13 protein-coding genes, 3 pseudogenes and 1 riboswitch are annotated in these 20,924 nt (G+C 72.8%); of the genes and pseudogenes, 12 read left to right on the forward strand and 4 right to left on the reverse strand.

Translation table 11 applies throughout. The annotated features are described in order from the left end of the window. Positions 1-483: 483 nt before the first annotated feature. The 3 genes from mfd to ACIQIB_RS27415 all read left to right on the forward strand — a co-directional run bounded on the left by mfd (position 484) and on the right by ACIQIB_RS27415 (position 6,527). Positions 484-4,113, forward strand: a complete 3,630-nt coding sequence (gene mfd, locus ACIQIB_RS27405; RefSeq protein WP_363606999.1) for a transcription-repair coupling factor — start codon at positions 484-486, stop codon at positions 4,111-4,113. A 202-nt stretch (positions 4,114-4,315) separates the two neighbouring features. Next, the gene (locus tag ACIQIB_RS27410) at positions 4,316-5,815 is read left to right on the forward strand and encodes a sensor histidine kinase (RefSeq protein ID WP_400761255.1); all 1,500 of its coding nucleotides are present in this window, start codon (positions 4,316-4,318) and stop codon (positions 5,813-5,815) included. Next, positions 5,799-6,527 carry a response regulator gene (locus ACIQIB_RS27415; RefSeq protein ID WP_400656966.1) on the forward strand — a complete coding sequence of 243 codons (729 nt, stop codon included), beginning with the start codon at positions 5,799-5,801 and terminating at the stop codon, positions 6,525-6,527. The genes ACIQIB_RS27410 and ACIQIB_RS27415 overlap by 17 nt, the downstream gene beginning before the upstream one ends. A gap of 138 nt (positions 6,528-6,665) precedes the next feature. Here the strand turns inward: ACIQIB_RS27415 and ACIQIB_RS27420 are convergent. Then, positions 6,666-7,310, reverse strand: a pseudogene (locus ACIQIB_RS27420) (phosphatase PAP2 family protein); the annotation flags it as partial. A 197-nt stretch (positions 7,311-7,507) separates the two neighbouring features. Here ACIQIB_RS27420 and ACIQIB_RS27425 point away from each other — a divergent pair. Together ACIQIB_RS27425 and ACIQIB_RS27430 are read left to right on the forward strand one after the other, a co-directional pair. Next, complete coding sequence (locus tag ACIQIB_RS27425; protein WP_400761258.1) at positions 7,508-8,104, forward strand: hypothetical protein; 597 nt, start codon at positions 7,508-7,510, stop codon at positions 8,102-8,104. A gap of 88 nt (positions 8,105-8,192) precedes the next feature. Further along, entirely contained in the window at positions 8,193-9,212 is a 1,020-nt protein-coding gene (locus tag ACIQIB_RS27430; protein WP_363607004.1) for a MazG family protein, read from the forward strand. A 46-nt stretch (positions 9,213-9,258) separates the two neighbouring features. Here the strand turns inward: ACIQIB_RS27430 and ACIQIB_RS27435 are convergent, their stop codons facing one another. Further along, positions 9,259-9,681, reverse strand: coding sequence for an SDR family NAD(P)-dependent oxidoreductase (locus tag ACIQIB_RS27435; RefSeq protein WP_363607005.1), 423 nt, complete (start codon positions 9,679-9,681; stop codon positions 9,259-9,261). Positions 9,682-9,837: 156 nt separating this feature from the next. On the opposite strand from ACIQIB_RS27435, the gene ACIQIB_RS27440 reads away from it, so the two are divergent. The 7 genes and pseudogenes from ACIQIB_RS27440 (at position 9,838) to ACIQIB_RS27470 (ending at position 17,936) form a co-directional block, all read left to right on the forward strand. Beyond that, positions 9,838-11,106 carry a cytochrome P450 gene (locus ACIQIB_RS27440; RefSeq protein WP_363607006.1) on the forward strand — a complete coding sequence of 423 codons (1,269 nt, stop codon included), beginning with the start codon at positions 9,838-9,840 and terminating at the stop codon, positions 11,104-11,106. A gap of 224 nt (positions 11,107-11,330) precedes the next feature. After that, positions 11,331-11,502, forward strand: a riboswitch (cyclic di-AMP (ydaO/yuaA leader). Between the two features lie 5 nt (positions 11,503-11,507). Beyond that, positions 11,508-12,398: a transglycosylase family protein gene (locus ACIQIB_RS27445; protein WP_400761261.1), complete on the forward strand. Its 891-nt coding sequence runs from the start codon at positions 11,508-11,510 to the stop codon at positions 12,396-12,398. A 243-nt stretch (positions 12,399-12,641) separates the two neighbouring features. Further along, positions 12,642-13,928, forward strand: coding sequence for a phosphopyruvate hydratase (gene eno, locus ACIQIB_RS27450; protein WP_363607009.1), 1,287 nt, complete (start codon positions 12,642-12,644; stop codon positions 13,926-13,928). Positions 13,929-14,067: 139 nt separating this feature from the next. Beyond that, positions 14,068-14,550, forward strand: a complete 483-nt coding sequence (locus ACIQIB_RS27455) for a septum formation initiator family protein (protein WP_363607010.1) — start codon at positions 14,068-14,070, stop codon at positions 14,548-14,550. After that, positions 14,522-15,034, forward strand: a pseudogene (locus tag ACIQIB_RS27460) (DUF501 domain-containing protein); the annotation flags it as partial. The gene ACIQIB_RS27455 and the pseudogene ACIQIB_RS27460, both read left to right, overlap by 29 nt. Positions 15,035-15,195: 161 nt before the next feature. Then, the gene (locus ACIQIB_RS27465) at positions 15,196-16,137 is read left to right on the forward strand and encodes a Ppx/GppA phosphatase family protein (RefSeq protein ID WP_363607011.1); all 942 of its coding nucleotides are present in this window, start codon (positions 15,196-15,198) and stop codon (positions 16,135-16,137) included. Positions 16,138-16,565: 428 nt separating this feature from the next. Further along, positions 16,566-17,936, forward strand: a complete 1,371-nt coding sequence (locus tag ACIQIB_RS27470) for an NAD(P)/FAD-dependent oxidoreductase (RefSeq protein WP_363607012.1) — start codon at positions 16,566-16,568, stop codon at positions 17,934-17,936. A gap of 222 nt (positions 17,937-18,158) precedes the next feature. On the opposite strand, the gene ACIQIB_RS27475 is transcribed toward ACIQIB_RS27470, so the two are convergent. Further along, positions 18,159-20,717 carry an FtsX-like permease family protein gene (locus ACIQIB_RS27475; RefSeq protein ID WP_363607013.1) on the reverse strand — a complete coding sequence of 853 codons (2,559 nt, stop codon included), beginning with the start codon at positions 20,715-20,717 and terminating at the stop codon, positions 18,159-18,161. A gap of 46 nt (positions 20,718-20,763) precedes the next feature. Continuing rightward, positions 20,764-20,924: pseudogene (locus ACIQIB_RS27480) on the reverse strand (ABC transporter ATP-binding protein); the annotation flags it as partial.

Consider the following 20,924-nt stretch of genomic DNA (forward strand, 5'->3'; position numbering starts at 1 on the left):
TCGGGCAAACGGGCGGGCGGTCCGGGCGCGGCGGCGCGGAGCGGACGAGGCCGAGACCCGTGGCGTCCTCCAGGAAAGGACGCCACGGTTCCCGGCGCTTGGGCGGGCGCCCCCACCCAGGGTCGCCCGGCCTCGCACCCCCGACCCCCATCGGGTGTGCGACTGTGCCGCCACAGCCATCCCCCACGGTTGGGTGCGGCGGGCACATTCACCATGGTGCGCGATCTCCATGGACGGCCAGTGACAGGAGTATGTCCAGTTCGTGGCAGATCGCGAAGCCGTGTGCGCGGCCCGGTGGCCGGTGGTTCGTCCGCGCCCCGGCCGCGCCCCGGCCGTGCCGTGGCCGTGCGCCGCGTGCGCGTCTGCGCCGCGGCGTAGGCTGGAGACCCCCGGCCGCACGGCGTGCCGGGCCGTTCGCGTTGCCCCGGCGGGCCTTCGTCGCCCGGGGGCAGCACCAGCCACGGGACGAAGAAGAGACTCCAGATGAGCCTGACCGGACTGCTCGATGTCGTCGCGCGGGACGCGGCCCTCGCCGAGGCGATCGAGGCCGCGACCGCCAGCGGTGCCGCCGCCGGCGGCCGCCGCCACCTGGACCTGGTCGGCCCGCCCGCCGCCAGACCGTTCGCCGTCGCGGCGCTGGCCCGCGCGCTCGCCGCGCAGGCGGCGGGGGAGCGCGGCCGGCCGGTGCTGGCCGTCACGGCCACCGGCCGGGAGGCCGAGGACCTCGCCGCCTCGCTCCGCTCGCTGCTGCCACCCGACGCGGTGGCCGAGTTCCCGGCCTGGGAGACGCTGCCGCACGAACGGCTCTCGCCGCGCTCGGACACCGTCGGCCGCCGGCTGGCCGTGCTGCGCCGGATCGTGCACCCGCGCGCGGACGACCCGGCGGCAGGCCCGGTGCAGGTCGTCGTAGCCCCCGTCCGCTCGGTGCTTCAGCCGCAGGTGAAGGGGCTGGCCGAGCTGGAGCCGGTGGCGGTCCGGCGAGGTGAGTCGCACGACCTGGAGGAGGTGGCCCGGCGGCTGTCGGCCGCCGCCTACGCCCGGGTCGAACTGGTCGAGAAGCGCGGCGAGTTCGCGGTGCGCGGCGGCATCCTGGACGTCTTCCCGCCGACCGAGGAGCACCCGCTGCGGGTGGAGTTCTGGGGCGACGACGTCGAGGAGATCCGCTACTTCAAGGTCGCCGACCAGCGCTCGCTGGAGATCGCCGACTTCGGCCTCTGGGCGCCGCCCTGTCGTGAGCTGCTGCTGACGGACGAGGTCCGGACGCGCGCCGCCGCGCTGGCCGTCGAGCACCCCGGGCTGGCCGAGATCCTGGACAGGATCGCCGAGGGCATCGCGGTCGAGGGCATGGAGTCGCTGGCACCCGTCCTGGTGGACGACATGGAACTGCTGATGGACGTGCTCCCGCTCGGCTCGGTCGCCGTGGTCTGCGACCCCGAGCGGGTCCGCACCCGGGCGGCCGACCTGGTGGCGACCAGCCAGGAGTTCCTGCACGCCTCGTGGGTGGCGGCCGCGGCCGGCGGGGACCGGCCGATCGACCTGGAGGCGATCGACGTCTCCGCCGCCTCGCTCCGTTCGCTGGCCGAGGTGCGCGAGCACGCCGAGGAGATCGGCCTGCCCTGGTGGTCGGTCAGCCCGTTCGCCACCAGCGAGTCCTCGGTGGACTCCGTCCTGGAGTTCGACGCCAACACGCTGACCCTCGGCATGCACGCGGTCGAGGCGTACCGGGGTGACACCGCCCGGGCGATCGCCGACGCCAAGGAACGGCTGGCCGCCGACTGGCGGGTCGTCATGGTCACGGAGGGGCACGGCCCGGCCTCCCGGCTCGCCGAGGTGCTCGGCAACGAGGGGATCCCGGCCCGGCTGGTCGCCGACCTCGCCGAGGCGCCCACCCGGGACGTCGTCCATGTCTCCTGCGGCTCGATCGAGCACGGCTTCGTCGACGAGGCGCTCAAGCTGACCGTGATCACCGAGACCGACCTGTCCGGCCAGAAGTCCTCCACCAAGGACATGCGCCGGATGCCGTCCCGGCGCCGCAACGCGATCGACCCGCTGGCGCTGGCCGCCGGGGACTACGTCGTCCACGAGGCGCACGGCGTCGGCCGCTACGTCGAGATGGTGCAGCGCACCGTGCAGGGCGCGACCCGCGAGTACCTGGTGCTGGAGTACGCGCCGGCCAAGCGCGGCCACCCCGGCGACCGGCTCTTCGTGCCGACCGACCAGCTGGACCAGGTCACCAAGTACGTCGGCGGCGAGGCCCCGACCCTGCACCGGCTCGGCGGCGCGGACTGGGCCAAGACCAAGCAGCGGGCCAAGAAGGCGGTCAAGGAGATCGCCGCCGACCTGATCAAGCTGTACTCGGCCCGGATGGCCGCCCCCGGCCACACCTTCGGCCAGGACACCCCGTGGCAGCGCGAGCTGGAGGACGCCTTCCCGTACGCGGAGACGCCCGACCAGCTGACCACCATCGCCGAGGTCAAGGCGGACATGGAGAAGTCCGTCCCGATGGACCGGCTGATCTGCGGCGACGTCGGCTACGGCAAGACCGAGATCGCGGTGCGGGCGGCGTTCAAGGCGGTGCAGGACGGCAAGCAGGTGGCGGTGCTGGTGCCGACCACGCTGCTGGTGCAGCAGCACTTCTCCACCTTCGCCGAGCGCTACGCGAACTTCCCGGTGACGGTGAAGGCGCTCTCCCGGTTCCAGACCGACGGCGAGGCGAAGGCCGTCCTGGAGGGCCTGTTCGAGGGCTCGGTGGACGTCGTCATCGGCACCCACCGGCTGTTCTCCTCGGAGACCCGCTTCAAGGACCTCGGCCTGGTCATCGTGGACGAGGAGCAGCGGTTCGGCGTCGAGCACAAGGAGCAGCTGAAGAAGCTGCGCGCCAACGTCGACGTGCTGACCATGTCGGCCACCCCGATCCCGCGCACCCTGGAGATGGCCGTCACCGGGATCCGCGAGATGTCCACCATCACCACCCCGCCGGAGGAGCGGCACCCGGTGCTGACCTTCGTCGGCCCGTACGACGAGAAGCAGATCTCGGCCGCGATCCGGCGTGAACTCCTGCGCGAGGGCCAGGTGTTCTACATCCACAACCGGGTGGAGTCGATCGACAAGGCGGCCGCCCGGCTGAAGGACCTCGTCCCCGAGGCGCGGATCGCCACCGCGCACGGGCAGATGGGGGAGACCCAGCTGGAGAAGGTCGTCGTCGACTTCTGGGAGAAGGAGTTCGACGTCCTGGTCTCCACCACGATCGTGGAGTCGGGCATCGACATCTCCAACGCCAACACCCTGATCGTGGAGCGCGGCGACACCTTCGGGCTCTCGCAGCTGCACCAGCTGCGCGGCCGGGTCGGCCGAGGCCGCGAGCGCGGGTACGCGTACATGCTGTACCCGCCGGAGAAGCCGCTGACCGAGACCGCGCACGAGCGCCTCGCCACCATCGCCCAGCACACCGAGATGGGCGCCGGTATGTACGTGGCGATGAAGGACCTGGAGATCCGCGGCGCCGGCAACCTGCTCGGCGGGGAGCAGTCCGGGCACATCGCGGGGGTCGGCTTCGACCTCTACATGCGGATGGTCGGCGAGGCGGTGGCCGAGTTCCGCGAGTCGCTGGCGGGCGGCGGCGAGCCGGAGGAGGAGCCGCTGGAGGTCAAGATCGAGCTGCCGGTGGACGCCCATGTGCCGCACGACTACGCGCCGGGCGAGCGGTTGCGGCTCCAGGCGTACCGCTCGATCGCGGCGGTCAACTCGGAGGCGGACATCACCCAGGTCCGCGACGAACTCGTGGACCGCTACGGGAAGCTGCCCGAGGCGGTGGAGAACCTGCTGATGGTGGCGGCGCTGCGGCTGTACGCCCGCCGGTGCGGCATCTCGGACATCACCCTGCAGGGTTCCAACGTCCGGTTCGGGCCGGTGGAGCTGCGCGAGTCGCAGCAGCTGCGGTTGAACCGGCTCTACCCGCGCAGCCAGGTCAAGGCCGCCGCCCGGCAGTTGCTGGTGCCCCGGCCGACGACCGGCCGGATCGGCGGCAAGCCGCTGGTCGGGCGTGAACTGCTGGGCTGGTGCGGTGAGTTCCTGTCGGCGATGTTCGACGACCTGGCGGGGGCGAAGAAGTAGCGGGCGCCGGGGGTCTGCCCCCGGGGGGGCGGCGGTCCCGGGCGAACTGCCCGGGGCCGCCGTTGCGTGTTGCGCGGGTGGGGCACGCGTGCGCACCCTCCTCCAGTGACCGGGACTTGCCGACGGCCCCCCGGTCTCCCGCACCCGCGGGCATGACTTTCGACAGATCCGCCCCGCGCCGCCCTTCCGTACTGTCGTCTCCGTGCGAACAGGTGGACAGCGGTGGGACGGGTGGCTGGACGGCGGGCTGCTGGCGGTGGCGGCGGCGGCGACCGGGTGGAGTGTGTTCAGTCTCTGGTGGGCGCTGCCCGCGACGGCGGCCGCGTTCCTGGCGGGGCGGCGGACGGCGCGGGCCCGGTCGGCCGTCGCGGTGTTCGCCGGGCTGGTCGCCGTCGGGCTGGTGGCGGTGGCGGTGGTGCCGCGGTGGTTCGTGCTCGGGACGAGGTTCGTCCTGCTCTCGGTGTGCGTCGCGATGGGGCCGTGGCTGCTGGGGCGGTTCTGGCGCCAGTCGCAGGAGCTGGTGCGGGCCGGGTGGGAGCGGGCCGAGCGGCTGGAGCGCGAGCAGTGGCTGGTGGCGGAGCAGGCCCGGCTGCGGGAACGTGCCCGGATCGCCCAGGACATGCACGACGCGCTCGGCCACGATCTCAGCCTGATCGCCCTGCGGGCGGGGGCACTCAAGCTCGCACCCGGCCTGGCACCGCCGCACCGGGAGGCCGCCCAGGAGATCCGGGCGGGCGCCGCGGTCGCGGTGGAACGGCTCGGCGAGGTCATCGGCGTCCTGCGGGACGACGACGGGGGAGCCCCCCGTGGTCCGGCCGACGCGTCCATCGCGCAACTGGTCGTCGAGGCCGCGGCTGCCGGCCTGGACGTCCGGCTGGCCGTCACGGGCGAGCCGGACGGGCTGCCGAGGGCGGCCGAGCACGCCGCCTACCGGGTGGTGCAGGAGGCGCTGACCAACGCGGCCAAGCACGCACCGCGGGCGCTGGTCACCGTCGAGGTGGCGTACTCGGCGCAGGGGGCCCGGGTCGGGGTGGCCAACGGGCCGTCCCCGGCCGCGCCGGCGCCGGCGACCGGTGGGCGCGGGCTGATCGGACTCGCCGAGCGGGTCCGGCTGGCCGGCGGGGTCTTCACCCACGGCCCGGGGCCCGACGGCGGCTTCGAGGTGGTGGCGAGCCTGCCGCGGGTCCGCCCCGCGAACACCGCCCCCGCCCCCGGTCCTGGCTCCGCCCCCGGTCCTGGCTCCGCCCTCAGCCCTGGCTCCGCCCCTGGTCCCGCGTCCTCCGTACGGGTGGCGGAGACCCGGACGGCGGAGACGGCGGGGGAGCTCCGGCGCGCCCGGCGGCGGGTGGTCCGGGGGCTGGCGGCGGCGGTTCTGGTGCCGCTGGCGACCGGCCTGGTGCTGGTGCTCGCCGTGCGAGGATGGGCCTTCCACGTCACCAGCCAGGCGGTGCTGGACCCGGCCGGCTACGCGTCGCTCCGGGTCGGTCAGGACCGGGCCTCCGTGCGAGGCGTCCTGCCGGAGCGTCAGCTCACCTACCGGCCGCCCGCCATGGCGGCGGTGCCGCCGGCCCCGTCGGGAGAGGGAGTCGAATGCGAGTACTACGCGATGTCCGCGGATCTGTTGGTCGACTGGTCGGGCGACGCGTACCGGCTCTGCTTCCAGGGGCAGGTGCTGGTCTCGCTCGATGCTCTGCTCCGGTGAACGCGGGAGGCGGGCGGTGACGATTCGTGTGGTGATCGCCGATGACGAGCCGATGGTCCGGGCCGGAGTGCGCGCGGTGCTCAGCACCGACCCGGGCATCGAGATCGTCGCCGAGACCGGGGACGGCCGGGACGCCGTCGAACTGGTCCGGCGGCACCGGCCGGACGTCGTGGTGCTGGACATCCGGATGCCCGGAGCGGACGGTCTCACCGCCGCCGCCGAGATCCGCCGGACCGGCGCCGCCACCGGGATCGTCATCCTGACGACCTTCGGCGAGGACGACTACATCCTGCGGGCCCTCGGCGGCGGCGCCAACGGCTTCCTGATCAAGTCCGGCGAGCCGGAGGAACTGATCGCCGGCGTCCGGGCGGTGGCGGACGGCGCCGCCTACCTCTCACCCCAGGTGGCCGCGCGGGTGGTCGCCCATCTCGCCGCGGGCGGTGCGGGCGGGCCCGCCGACCGCCGGACCGCCGCCCGGGACCAGGTGGCCGGGCTGACCGTCCGGGAACGCGACGTGCTGACGCTGATCGCCGCCGGGCTGTCCAACGGTCAGATCGCCCGCCGGATCGGCGTGGTGGAAGGCACCGTAAAGGCCCATGTGAGCTCCATCCTGGCCCGGCTCGGCGTGGCCAACCGCGCGGCCGCCGCCGTCCTCGCGCACGAGGCCGGCCTGACCGTCGGCGGTTCGTGCGCGGGTGGCCCGCGCGACTGACGGCGCCAGCAGCAGCGGCCCCAGCAACGGCACGCCGCCCAGCGCGGACACCGCCCCGGTGGCGAGCGGGAGCAGCGCGACGACCACCGCCGCCGTGACGGTGGCGCCCAGGGCGGCCCCGGCGGCCACGTCGTGCGGGTAGTGCACCCCGGCCGCCACCCGCAGCGCGGCCGTGGCGCCGCCGACGGGTATGACGAGCAGGGCCCAGCGCGGCCGCAGCAGCACCAGGCCGGTGGCCAGGGCGACGGCCAGGGTCGCGTGGTTACTGGGGAAGGACCAGTCGCCCGGCGGCGGGCACTCGGCGACGGCCGGCACCCCGGGCAGCGCACGGCAGGGCCGCTCCTCGTCGACGATCAGCTTCAGCACCTCGCTGGTGCCGTACGCGAGCACCGTGCCGAGGCCGGTGAGCACGACCCCCGCGACCGGTCCGGCGGCGCGCCGACCGCGCGCCGTCCACCAGCGGAGCGCCAGCAGCAGACCGAGCACCAGCAGCCCGGCCTCGGTGGCGGGCTCCATCAGCGAGCCCAGCCAGTGCGGTGCGTCGGCGACCGCCTCGACCACCCGCCGGTAGCCCGTGGCGGACGGGCCGCCGACCACCCGGGCCGGTGCCTCCTCGCCGCCGCCCGCCGGGGCGAGCCACCCGACCACGCCGGCGCCCGCCCCCAGCAGGGCCACCGCCGACGCCACTCTCGGGCCCGTCGCGCCCGTCGCACCCGTCGTCCTGGCCGTGTCGGCGGCGGCCGTTCCCGTCGTGGTCGTGTACGTCCTGACCGTTCTCCTCATGCTCACCGACGGTAGGAGCGGCCGACGCCGGAGGCCCGGCCCGAAAGTCAGACGGGACCCTGGACGATCGTCAGGGTTGACAGCCGGGCTCCCGCTCCGCTGAGCCGTTCGGGCCACGGTCCGCGCGTCGGGCGCACGGCCGCCCTACCCTCGGGGAAACGCCCGGCCGGGCCCGCCGCCACCCCCGGAGACCAGCCATGCACCGTCGGACCGCCGCCGCGGGTGTCCTGCTCGCCGTCTCGGCGCTGGCCGCCTGCGGGAGCGACGGCCTGACGGCGGGTACGGCGGTGGTCCTGGACGGCCGGCGGATCCCGGTCGGCGCGGTGGAGGCCCGGGTGACGCAGCTGCGGGCCGCGCCCGGCGGTGCGTCGACGGACGTCCGGCAGCAGCCGGACGGGCTGGTGCGGCGGGCCGTCGCGGACCTGGTGCTCGACGCGGTGGTCGCCCGGGCGGTGGCCGACCGCGGCCTGGCCGTCGGCGGCGCCGAGGTCGCGGCGGTCCGGGCTGCGGAGGAGGGCCGGTACGGCGGTGCCGGTCCGCTGGCCCGGGTGCTGGCCGCGCGCGGCGTCCCGGCGGCCGGGGCCGACGCCTACTACCGGCGGCAGCTGGGTATCCGCGGCCTCGCCGCCGCGGCCGGGCAGGACGCCGGTACCCCGGCGGGCGACGCCACCGTCCGCCGGGCGCTGGCCGATGCCGCCACCACGCTCCACCTGCGGGTCAACCCCCGCTACGGCGGTTGGGACGCGGAGCGGGCGGTGCTGCTCCCCGACGCCCCGCCCTGGCTGGCCCGGTAGGGCCCGCCCCGCCCCGCCCCGCCACTCCGCCGGACCGCCGCCCGAAACCGGGACGCGGCGGGCCACCGGGGCCGGGTAGGTTCGGAGGGTGACGAATCCTCCGCCCGCGAAGCTGATCCTGCTCACCACCACCCACCGGGTGGCCCCCGGCCTGCTGGCCTGGCCCGCCTGGGAGGCGCTGCGCACGGCCGGGCGCGTGCTGGCGGCCGACGCCGACCACCCCCAGCTGGCCGCGGTGCGCCAGGCCGGGGTCGAGGTGGACCTCGTGCCGGCCGGCTCGGCGCCGGCCCTCGCCCGGCTGCTGACCGAGCCGGCGCCCGGCGCGGGCCCGACGGTCTGGCTGGGCGGCCCGGACGGCGACCCTGGCCTGACCGACGCGCTGGCGCGTCTCGCGGTCGAGCACGCGGGCGAGGTGCCGGAGATCGAGGTGCTGCCCGGCTCGTACGACCTGCCGGGCGCCCGGCTGCTCGACCTGGTCTCCGTGATGGACCGCCTCCGCTCGCCCGGCGGCTGCCCCTGGGACGCCGAGCAGACCCACGCCAGTCTGGTGAAGTACCTGGTGGAGGAGGCGTACGAGCTGGTCGAGGCGATCGAGGAGGGGGACCGCGACACCCTGCGCGAGGAGCTGGGGGACGTCCTTCTCCAGGTCTTCTTCCACTCCCGGATCGCCGAGGAGCACCCCACCGACCCGTTCTCGGTGGACGACGTGGCCGGGGACATCGTCGAGAAGCTGATGTACCGCCACCCGCATGTGTTCGGGGACGTCGAGGCCGAGGGCGCCGCCGAGGTGGAGGCGAACTGGGAGCAGCTGAAGGCCGCCGAGAAGTCCGAGCGCGAGTCGGTGCTGGACGGCGTGCCGGCCGGGCTGCCCGCGCTGGCGTACGCGGCGAAGCTGGTGTCGCGGGCGCGCCGGGCGGGCTTCACGGGCGTGCCGGACGAGCCGTACGAGCTGCCCGCCGAGCTCACGGCGGAGTCGGCGGGCAGGCTGCTGCTCGCGGTGGCGCAGCGGGCGCACGACGCGGGGGTGGACGTGGACGCCGCGCTGCGGGCGGCGGCGCGCGGCTACCGGGACGCGGTGCGCGCGGCCGAGGGGCTGAAGCCCGAGTAGCCGGGACTGCCCGGGCGGCCGGCTGCCCGGGCAGTCCCGGCAGGGGTCAGACGGGCTGGACGCTCTCCACCGGCCGGCGCTGCGGCGGGACGACCTCACCGATCGCCTCGCCGACCAGGGCGAGCAGCTCGGCGAGCCGTTCCAGGTCGAGGTGGTCGGGCAGCTCGGCGAGCGAGATGATCCGCTCGCCGTCCGGACCGGCCACACAGAACAGGTCGATCGGGCCGAGGTGCTTCTCGGCGGTGTCGACCAGGGCGGCGATGTCGCTCGGGCGGTGGATGTCGCCGCAGACGCCGACGACCGGGCAGCCCGGCCGGTCGAGCTCGGCGGCGAGGTCCTCGGCGATGCCGACCCGCAGGTCGGCGACGAGCACCCCGGAGGCGCCGGCGGAGGTGAAGCGGCGGGCGAGGTCGGCACCCGACCCGCCGTCGAGTACGGCGATGACCACGACTGCCCCGGCTACCCGCATGGTGCGCTCCTTCCAGTGGACGGCACCGCACCGTCGCCCACATTTTTTCGTTGGAGGATCGTAGGCACGTCCTGACCCTCCGCAACAGGGATTACCCCTCAGGTGACCAGGCTCACGCCTGCCGGGCCGGACTTACCCACCGGATACGGTCGTCCCATGCCAGTTCAGCCCGATTCCGCCCGCCCGCCGCTTTTCACGTGGGAGTTCGCCGCCGACCCGTACCCCGCGTACGCGTGGCTGCGCGAGCACGCGCCGGTGCACCGCACCACCCTGCCGAGCGGGGTGGAGGCCTGGCTGGTGACCAGGTACGCGGACGCCCGGCAGGCGCTCGCCGACGGCAGGCTCTCCAAGAACCCCGCCCACCACAGCGGGCAGGCGCACCGCACCGGCCGGGTGGGCATTCCGGGGGAGCGGCAGGCCGATCTGATGACGCACCTGCTGAACATCGACCCGCCGGACCACACCCGGCTGCGCCGGCTGGTGTCGAAGGCGTTCACGCCGCGCCGGGTGGCCGAGTTCGAGCCGCGGGTGCAGCAGCTCACCGACCGGCTGATCGACGGCTTCGCGGAGCGCGGCTCGGCGGACCTGATCCACGAGTTCGCCTTCCCGCTGCCCATCTACGCGATCTGCGACCTGCTCGGCGTGCCGTCCGAGGACCAGGACGACTTCCGGGACTGGGCGGGCATGATGATCCGCCACGGCGGCGGTCAGCGCGGTGGCGTCGGGCGCGCGGTACGGAAGATGCGGGCGTATCTGCTGGAGCTGATCCACCGCAAGCGGGCCGACCTCGGCGACGACCTGATCTCCGGTCTGATCCGGGCCAGTGACCACGGCGAGCACCTGACCGAGAACGAGGCCGCGGCGATGGCCTTCATCCTGCTCTTCGCCGGCTTCGAGACGACCGTCAACCTGATCGGCAACGGCACCTACGCGCTGCTGCGCAACCCCGGCCAGCGGGCCCTGCTGCAGGACTCGATCGTCCGCGGCGAGACCGCGCTGCTGGAGACCGGCATCGAGGAACTCCTGCGCTACGACGGCCCGGTGGAGCTGGCCACCTGGCGCTTCGCCACCACCCCGCTGACCATCGGCGGGGTGGACATCCCGGTCGGTGACCCGGTGCTGGTGGTGCTCGCGGCGGCGGACCGGGACCCGGCGCGGTTCTCCGACGAGAACACCCTCGACCTGGCCCGGACGGACAACCCGCACCTCGGCTTCGGGCACGGCATCCACTACTGCATCGGCGCCCCGCTGGCCCGGTTGGAGGGCCGGGCCGCACTGGCCACGCTGCTCTCCCGGCTGCCCGATCTGCGGCTTGCCGAAAGCCCGGAGAATCTGCGGTGGCGCGGTGGTCTGATCATGCGTGGACTTCGTGAACTGCCGGTCGAATTCACCCCGGAGAGGCCGTCGTCCGAGACCGTCGACTGAGGTTTCCGGCGCGTCAGTCGGGTGCCGTCGACCCGCTCCACGTGGCCTGAATCACCATTAAACCGGACATAGCACCTCGGTTGGTAGGCGCATGACCACGGGCCGTAATTTCTGTGTGATGTGGGCGATATGAGCTTGTGATTGATGTGATGATCTGTCTAACCTCCCTGGAGTCCGCTGCTGCGGACCTCGTGCGCGGGACGCCGAATCCTGCCCGCCGCGTCACGGGAAATCGACCAGAACCCTTGGGCAGGGGCGGGGGAACCAGGTTTGTTGCCGTCCCCCACGGCTTGGGGTGAAGCCGCCCGCGCGGGCCGAGACGTTCCGCGTGACGCGGCCGGGCCACCTCCCGGTCCGAACCCGACAGCTCACCTCGCAGGCGTGCGGAGAGGGACATCTTCATGCTGTTCGTTGGAACTGGCCGTCACCGTCGTCGTACCCAGGCCGAGAAGGCCATCGCCGTCGCCGGTGTGGCCGGCGTCGGACTCGCGATGCCGCTCCTCACCGCCTCCGGTGCCTCGGCCGCCCCCGCCTCCACCTGGGACGCGGTCGCCCAGTGCGAGAGCGGCGGCAACTGGAGCATCAACACGGGCAACGGCTTCTACGGCGGCCTGCAGTTCACCTCCAGCACCTGGAAGGCGTACGGCGGCAACGCGTACGCCGCGCAGGCCAACCAGGCCAGCAAGGCCCAGCAGATCTCGGTCGCGGAGAAGGTCCTCGCCTCGCAGGGGCCGGGCGCCTGGCCGGTCTGCTCCCAGAAGGCCGGCCTGACCAAGGGCGGCGCCCCGGCCGCGGTCGACACCTCCGCCGCCGCCAAGCCCGCCACGCCGAAGCCGGCCCAGCCGAAGCCGGTTCAGCCGCAGGCCCAGAAGCCCGCGCAGAAGCCCGTCCAGCAGCAGGCCCCGCAGCCGGCCGCGAAGCCCGCCCAGCCCGCGCAGCAGAACACCCAGGCCCCGGGCTTCTCCGGCAAGGCCGGCTGGGACGCCGACGCGAAGGTGTACTGGTACCAGAACAACGGCGCCTGGTACTGGACCAGCCACCAGAGCGTCTACCAGCAGTACGCCGGCCAGGCCGCGAGCCAGGACTTCCGCCCGGCGGCCGCCCAGAGCGCCCCGGCCGCCGCGCCGAAGAGCGGTCACGGCTACACCGTCCAGTCCGGCGACACGCTGTCCACCATCGCCGCCGCCCAGGGCGTCTCCGGCGGCTGGCAGGCGCTGTACGACGGCAACCGCGGCACCGTCGGCGGCAACCCGAACCTGATCGTCCCCGGCCAGGTGCTCACCCTCGGCTGAGTCCCGCACAGGCGACAGCGGGCGAAGGGGGCCGGATTCGGCCCCCTTCGCCCGCTTCCGGCCCCGTCCATGGGGCAACCAGGTGAACTACCGGTGGGTAGGCAGGCCACACGCTGAGACGGGACCGAGGTCAGCGTGGCCCTGAGAGCCCGTGCGGTTAGGCTCTGGTCGTAACGACTCCGCAATCGTCCCGCCGACATCATCACCGTCAGCCGGACCCCTGCTTCCGCTAGGAGATGCCTCGTGCCGTCCATCGATGTCGTCGTAGCCCGTGAGATTCTCGACTCGCGTGGGAACCCCACGGTCGAGGTCGAGGTCGGCCTCGACGACGGCAGCACCGGCCGTGCCGCTGTCCCGTCGGGTGCCTCGACCGGCGCCTTCGAGGCGCTGGAGCTTCGCGACGGTGACAAGAACCGCTACTTCGGCAAGGGCGTGGAGAAGGCCGTTCTGGCCGTCATCGAGCAGATCGGCCCGGAGCTGGTCGGCTACGACGCCACCGAGCAGCGCCTGATCGACCAGGCCATGCTCGACCTGGACGCCACCCCGGACAAGTCCTCGCTCGGCGCCAACGCCATCCTGGGCGTCTCGCTGGCCGTCGCGCACGCCGCCGCCGAGGCCAGCGACCTGCCGCTGTTCCGCTACCTGGGCGGCCCGAACGCGCACGTCCTGCCGGTCCCGATGATGAACATCCTCAACGGCGGCTCGCACGCGGACTCCAACGTCGACATCCAGGAGTTCATGATCGCCCCGATCGGCGCGGAGTCCTTCTCCGAGGCCGTCCGCTGGGGCGTCGAGGTCTACCACACCCTCAAGGGCGTGCTGAAGGAGCGCGGCCTGTCCACCGGCCTCGGTGACGAGGGCGGCTTCGCGCCGAACCTGGACAGCAACCGCGAGGCCCTGGACCTCATCGTCGAGGCCATCCAGAAGGCCGGCTACGTCCCCGGCAAGGACATCGCGCTCGCCCTGGACGTCGCCGCCTCCGAGTTCCACGAGGACGGCGCCTACCAGTTCGAGGGCAAGGCGCTCTCGGCCAACGAGCTCATCGAGTACTACGCCGAGCTGGTCGCCGCCTACCCGCTGGTCTCCATCGAGGATCCGCTGGACGAGTCGGACTGGGACGGCTGGAAGGCCATGACCGTCAAGCTGGGCGACAAGGTCCAGCTGGTCGGCGACGACCTGTTCGTCACCAACCCGGTCCGCCTGGCCAAGGGCATCGAGACCGCCACCGCCAACGCGCTGCTGGTGAAGGTGAACCAGATCGGCTCGCTGACCGAGACCCTGGACGCCGTCGAGCTGGCCCAGCGCAACGGCTACCGCTGCATGATGTCGCACCGCTCCGGTGAGACTGAGGACGTCACCATCGCCGACCTGGCCGTCGCCACCAACTGCGGCCAGATCAAGACCGGCGCCCCGGCCCGCTCCGAGCGCGTCGCCAAGTACAACCAGCTGCTGCGCATCGAGGAGATCCTCGACGACGCCGCCGAGTACGCCGGCCGCGGCGCCTTCCCGCGCTTCAAGCACGAGGGCTGAGCCCTTCCGGCCCGGTCCCTCGGCCGTCCGGTAGCGCACGCCTGACCGGTGCCCCGCCGTTCACCCCGTAGGGTGGACGGCGGGGCACCGTCGCGACCAGGAGGGGAATCGGGAGATGGCAGGCTGGAGGATTCCGGGCTTGGCGGCCCGTCCCCGGTTCACGAGCCGGGCGACCGTCCTCGTCCTGGTGCTCTGCTCGCTGGTGGCGATCCTCGCCTACCCGACCCGCCAGTTCATCTCCCAGCGCTCCGAGATCTCCGCCCAGCGGGCGAAGGCCGAGCACACCCGGCAGCAGGTCGAGCAGCTGCGCCGGGAGAAGGCCCGCTGGCAGGACCCGGAGTACGTCAAGGCGCAGGCCCGCGCCCGGCTGCACTACGCGATGCCGGGGGAGACCCCGTACATCGCGGTGGACCCGGCCGGCCAGGGCGCCACCAAGTCCTCCGTCAGCTCGCCCGCCCCCTCCGAGGGCGCGGCCCACGGCCCGGTGACGGCGGCCAAGCCCTGGTACGCCAGCGTCTGGGACTCGGTCGACGCCGCCGACACAGCCGACACCGCCGCCCTGGCCCCGCCCTCTCCACCCGCCCCCGCCCTCGCTGGAGACAGCTCCCCCCATGACCACTGAGAACCACCCCACCGTCTCCGACTCCGACGTCGCGGCCATCGCCGCGCAGCTCGGCCGGGTCCCGCGCGGACTGCGCGCGGTCGCACACCGCTGCCCCTGCGGCAACCCGGACGTCGTGGAGACGGCCCCCCGGCTCGCGGACGGCACGCCGTTCCCGACCCTGTACTACCTGACCTGCCCCAAGGCCGCCTCGCTGATCGGCACCCTGGAGGCGGACGGCGTGATGAAGGAGCAGACCGCCCGGCTCGCCGAGGACCCGGAGCTGGCCGCCGCCTACCAGAAGGCGCACGAGGACTACATCGCCCGCCGGGACGCCATCGAGGTGCTGGAGGGCTTCCCGAGCGCCGGCGGCATGCCGGACCGGGTGAAGTGCCTGCACGTACTGGTCGGCCACTCGCTGGCGGCCGGACCGGGCGTCAACCCGCTCGGTGACGAGGCGATCGGCATGCTGGAGGACTGGTGGGCCAAGGGCCCGTGCGTCTCCGCCGACGAGGTCGAGGCCGCCGGTGGGCGGGTCGCGCGCAACCGCGCCAAGGAGCACGACCACGAGGCCGTGATCGCCGCCAAGCAGCGGAAGGCCGAGGAGCGCGCCGCGAAGAAGCGCGCCGCCGAGGAGGCCGGCCAGGACGACCGGGAGGCCGGCGCATGAGCGTCACCCGGGTCGCCGCGATCGACTGCGGCACCAACTCGATCCGGCTACTGGTCGCCGACCTGGACCCGGAGACCGGGGAGATCACCGACCTCGACCGCCGGATGGTCATCAACCGGCTGGGCCAGGGCGTGGACCGGACAGGGCGGCTGCACCCGGACGCGCTGGCCCGCACCTTCGCGGCCTGCCGCGAGTACGCGGAGGTCATCTCCGGGCTCGGCGTCGGCCCGGACCGGACCCGCTTCGTCGCCACCAGCGCCTCCCGGGACGCCGAGAACAGCGACGAGTACATCAGCGGCGTGCGCGGGATCCTGGGTGTCGAGCCCGAGGTGGTCAGCGGCGACGAAGAGGCGCACCTCTCCTTCGTGGGCGCCACCAAGGAGTTCACCGGTGGTCAGTTCCCGGCGCCCTATCTGGTCTTCGACCTCGGTGGCGGCTCCACCGAGTTCGTGCTGGGCACGCGGGACGTGCAGGCGGCCCGCTCGGTGGACATCGGCTGCGTCCGGCTGACCGAGCGGCACTTCGGCGGCGCCGAGCTGCCGACGCCGGAGCAGATCTCCGCCGCCCGGGCACACATCGCGGCCGAGCTGGACAAGGCCGAGGAGACCGTCCCGCTGACCGGTGCGGCCACCCTGGTGGGCCTGGCCGGGACGGTCACCACGGTCTCCGCGATCGCCCAGGACCTGCCCGTGTACGACTCCGAGGTGATCCACCACTCGCGGATCACCAGGGAGCGGGTGGCGCGGATCGCCGACGAGCTGCTGGCCGCCACCCACGCCCAGCGCGCGGCCATCCCGTCGATGCACCCCGGCCGGGTGGACGTGATCGCGGCCGGCGCGCTGGAGCTGCTGGAGATCATGGAGCGGACGGGCGCCGCCGAGGTGGTCGTCAGCGAGCACGACATCCTGGACGGCATCGCCTGGAGTATTGCCCGCTGACCTTCCGCGGGCCTTACCTCTCCGGCCCCGGAGCCCCGATCGGGGCTCCGGGGCCGGGGCGCGCCCGGGGCCGTGCGGGAAAGTTCGTGAATTTCTTCACATGACGATCCAGTCATTCGTCGCAGTCGTTGGCCCACTCCGTCCGAAATATGGGACCAAAGGTCCGTCCGGCGTGCCGACCGTTGGATCGTAGGTGAGGCTCCCCTGGGGGTTTGAAAATCGAAATCATGCACGGGAACCCAGGCGCGGCACGGATCGTTGCTGCTCAGCCGGGTCATTCGAACGCGCGTGCTCTCCCGGGGCTCCGGTGGGTGGTGGGGCTGTACTCCTGAGCCGGGAAATGGGCCGCGAAGTGTAGCACAGGGTGTCCAGAAGCTTGTGACTGGGCTCACGAAGGCTGCTCCGAACGGTGCTGGATACTTTCGGATATGAGCACCACGGAGCGTCCTCGCATCCTCATTGTCGGCGGTGGTTACGTCGGCCTGTATGCCGCGATGCGCATCCTCAAGAAGATGCGTTACGGCGAAGCGACCGTCACGGTCGTCGACCCGCGGTCGTACATGACGTACCTGCCCTTCCTCCCCGAGGCGGCCGGCGGCAACGTCGCGCCCCGCAACCTCGTTGCCCCGCTGCGCAGCGCCCTGAAGAAGGCGGAGGTGCTCACCGGTGCGGTCACCGGTGTGGACCACGCCCGCAAGGTCGCCACCATCCAGCCGGCGGCCGGCGACTCGTACGAGCTGCCCTTCGAGTACCTGGTCGTCGCGACCGGCTCGGTCTCCCGCACCTTCCCGATCCCGGGTCTGGCGGAGCACGGCATCGGCATGAAGACGGTCGAGGAGGCCATCAGCCTCCGCAACCACGTCATGGCGCAGCTGGACAAGGCCGAGTCCACCACGGACGAGGCGGTCCGCCGCAAGGCGCTGACCTTCGTCGTCATCGGCGGTGGCTTCGCCGGTGTCGAGACGATCGCCGAGATCGAGGACATGGCGCGCGACGCCGCCAAGATCTACCGGACCGTCAGCCGTGACGACATGCGCTTCATCCTGGTGGAGGCGGCCAACCGCATCCTCCCGGAGATGGGCCCGGACCTCGGTCTGTGGACCAAGGAGAAGCTCGAAGAGCGCAACATCGAGATCTACATCGAGACCTCGATGGACTCCTGCGTCGACCAGCACGTCGTGCTGAAGAACGGCGTCGAGGCCGATGCCTCCACCATCGTGTGGACGGCCGGTGTGAAGCCGAACCCGGTGCTGGCCAACTTCGGCCTGCCGCTGGGCCCGCGCGGCCACGTCGACACCGCCCCGACCCTGCAGGTCCAGGGCTTCGACTACGTCTGGTCCGCCGGCGACAACGCCCAGGTGCCGGACCTCGCCGCCGGCGAGGGCGCCTGGTGCCCGCCGAACGCGCAGCACGCGGTCCGTCAGGCCGCCGTCCTCGGCGACAACGTCATCTCCGGGATGCGCGGCTTCCCGCAGTCCGAGTACAAGCACAAGAACCTCGGTGCGGTGGCCGGTCTCGGCCTGCACAAGGGTGTGGCGATCCTCTTCGGCAAGTACAAGCTGAAGGGCCGTCCGGCCTGGTGGTTCCACCGCCTGTACCACGGCGCCATGGTCCCGACCATGAACCGCAAGATCCGCGTCTTCACCGACTGGACGCTGGCCGTGTTCCTGAAGCGCGAGGCCGTCGGCCTGTCGCAGATGGAGAAGCCGTTCGAGGCGTTCCAGGAGGCTACGGCGCCCGCGCCGAAGCCCGCCGTGGCGGCCAAGCCGGCCGCGGACAAGGAACTCGCCAGCAAGTAAGCGACTGACACCCCGGCGTGGGAGCGTCGGGGTATGAGTCGGAGGCCCTCCGCCCGGCAACGCCGCCGGACCACGACCTCCGTGGTGCTCAGCCGGCCCGTGCGACCGGGCGGAGTACAAGAAGTACGGGAAGTCCCCCGCCGAACCCTCCGGCGGGGGACTTCCCGTTTTCCTGTTCCCGGCTTCCCGGCTTCCCGGCTTCCGGCCTTCCCCGGCCGGCGGTCAGTCGGTCTTGATGCTCTCCAGGATGTCCAGCTTGGAGGCCCGGCGGGCCGGCCAGAAGGCGGCCACCAGGCCGACCACGCCGGCCAGTGCCAGGAAGAGCAGCAGCTGGCCGAAGGGGAGCACCGTGGTGAGGCCCTGCAGGCTCGACTTCAGCGTGCCGTTGATCGCCCAGGCCATGAAGCAGCCGAGCAGGACACCGATGCCGGCGCCGAAGACCGAGATCACCACGGACTCCAGCCGGACCATCCGCTTGATGCCGGAGCGGTCCAGGCCGATCGCCCGCAGCATCCCGATCTCGCGCTTGCGCTCGAAGACCGACATGGCCAGCGTGTTGATCACCCCGAGGATCGCGACGATCACGGACATCGCCAGCAGTCCGTACATCATGTTCAGCGCGAAGGTGATGGTCTGGCTGAACTCGTCGCGGACGTCCTGCTTGGACTGGACCTCGATCACCGGGTTGGCGCCGGTGGCGTCCTTGAGCGACTGCTTCAGCTTGTCGGTGGCGCCGTCGGCGCCCTTGACCAGGACGTTCCTGATGTAGGGCTGGGGATCGTGCTTGACGATCTCGCTGTTGGCCAGTGCGGCCCCGCCGACCATCCCGCCCTTCTGGTAGACACCGCCGACGGTGACCTGGCCGGTGGACTCGTCCGGGTAGGTGATCTTGACGGTCGAGCCGGTGGTGAGGTTGCCGTTCTTGGCGACATCCTCGTCGATCAGGATCTGGCCCTGGCCGAGCCCGGCGGTGGAGCCGCTGGTCAGCTTGACCGAGACGAGCTTGTCGAAGGAGTCCTGGTTCAGCCCGGTGATCTCCTGGTTCTTGCCGTTGAGGTCCCAGTAGACGGTGGTGAACGGCGAGGAGGCGGTCACCCCGGGGGTCTTGGCGATCTCGGCCGGGACCTTGTCCGAGAGGCTCATGCCGTTGGCGGCCCCGACCAGGTAGTCGGCCTTCAGGGAGCTGGTGACGGCCTTGTCTATCGCGTCGCCGACCGAGGCGCCGATCACCGTCAGACCGCTGACCAGGGTCAGGCCGATGGTGAGCGCGGCGGCGGTGGCCGCGGTGCGGCGCGGGTTGCGCACCGCGTTCTGCCGGGCGAGCTTGCCGGGCATGCCGGCCAGCTTCCCGAGGACCGGGCCGATCAGGGCGATGACCGGGCGGGAGAGCAGCGGCAGCAGGACGAAGACGCCGACCAGGGCCAGCACGGCGCCGACCGCGACCGGCATCCGGCCGTCGCCGTTGCCGGTGGACGCGCCGTAGGCGATCAGCGCGGCGCCGCCGGCGGCGCCGATCGAGCCGATCGTGTTGCGGACCACCAGACTCTTCTGGCTGCTCGGCTGGTCACCGCTGCTCATCGCGGCCACCGGGGCGATCCGGGAGGCCCGCATGGCGGGCAGCAGGGCGGAGAGCACCGTCACCACGATGCCGACCACCAGGGTGACGGCCACGGTGAGCGGCTTGATCACCAGCGGGCCGCTGGGCATCCCGCTGTCCATCGCGCCGACCAGGGACTGCAGCCCGGCACCGATGCCGACACCGACCACCAGACCGGCCGCGGCGGACAGGGCACCGATCGCCAGGGCCTCGATCAGCACGGACCGGGTGACCTGCTTGCGGCTGGCACCGATCGCCCGCAGCAGCGCGAGCTCCTTGGTGCGCTGGGCGACCAGCATGGTGAAGGTGTTGGCGATGATGAAGATGCCGACGAAGAGTGAGATCCCGGCGAAGGCGAGCAGCATGGTGCGCATGCTCTCGGTGCCGCTGGTGATCATCTTCTGCTCGTCGTCCTTGAGCTGCTGACCGGTCTCGGCGTTGAGCTGCTGGCCGGCCGGGAGCTTCGGCTGGACCTGGGAGAGCAGCGCGTCCTCGGTGGTGCCGGGCTTGGCGGCGAGCACGATGCTGCTGTAGCGGCCCGGCTCCAGCAGCAGCTGCTGGGCGCTGGCGCGGTCGAACAGGGTGAGCGTGCCGCCGGTGTTCACCACCGGGTCGTCGGTGGTGAAGATGCCGGTCAGCCGGGCCTCGATCACCGGGCCGTTGGAGGCGAGCCGGACGGTGTCGCCGACCTTGTAGCCGCCCTTGTCGGCGGTCTTGCGGTCGAGCGCGATCTCCTTGGCCGTCTTCGGGCCCTGGCCCTCGGCCATCGGGTAACGCGGGTCCTTGCCGTCCTGGCCGGGGGCGAAGTTGGCGCCCTTGGCGCTCCACGCCTTGCCGATCAGATTGCCGCTGCGGTCGGCGACCCCGGTGAAGCCGCTGACCACGCCGCGGGCCTGGGCGGTGCCGGGGAGCGCGGCGAGCTGCTGGACCGTGGCGTCGGTCAGGGTGGCCGAGCTCTTGTCGCTCTTCTCCCGGGCGCTGGCGGAGGAGCCCGCGGCCCGGTCGACGATCTGGACCGACACGTCGGTGTAGCTCTTGGAGTTGCTGTCCCGCATGGCCTTGCCGAAGGTGTCGGAGAAGACCATGGTGCCGGCCACGAAGGCGGTGCCCAGCATGACGGCCAGTGCCGTCATCAGCAGTCGGCCCTTGTGGGCCAGCACATTGCGCAGTGCGGTGCGATACATGGGGTGTCCTGGGGTCACGTAGGGACGGGCGGCTGCCGGCGGAGCGTCAGCTCGTACGGCCCTTGGCGTCGAAGCGGCGCATGCGGTCCAGGACGGTGTCGGCGGTGGGGTGGACGAGTTCGTCGACGATGCGGCCGTCGGCGAGGAAGACGACGCGGTCGGCGTAGGCGGCGGCGACGGGGTCGTGGGTGACCATGACGACGGTCT

It is taken from the genome of Kitasatospora sp. NPDC092286, assembly GCF_044755565.1.
Lineage (GTDB): Bacteria > Actinomycetota > Actinomycetes > Streptomycetales > Streptomycetaceae > Kitasatospora.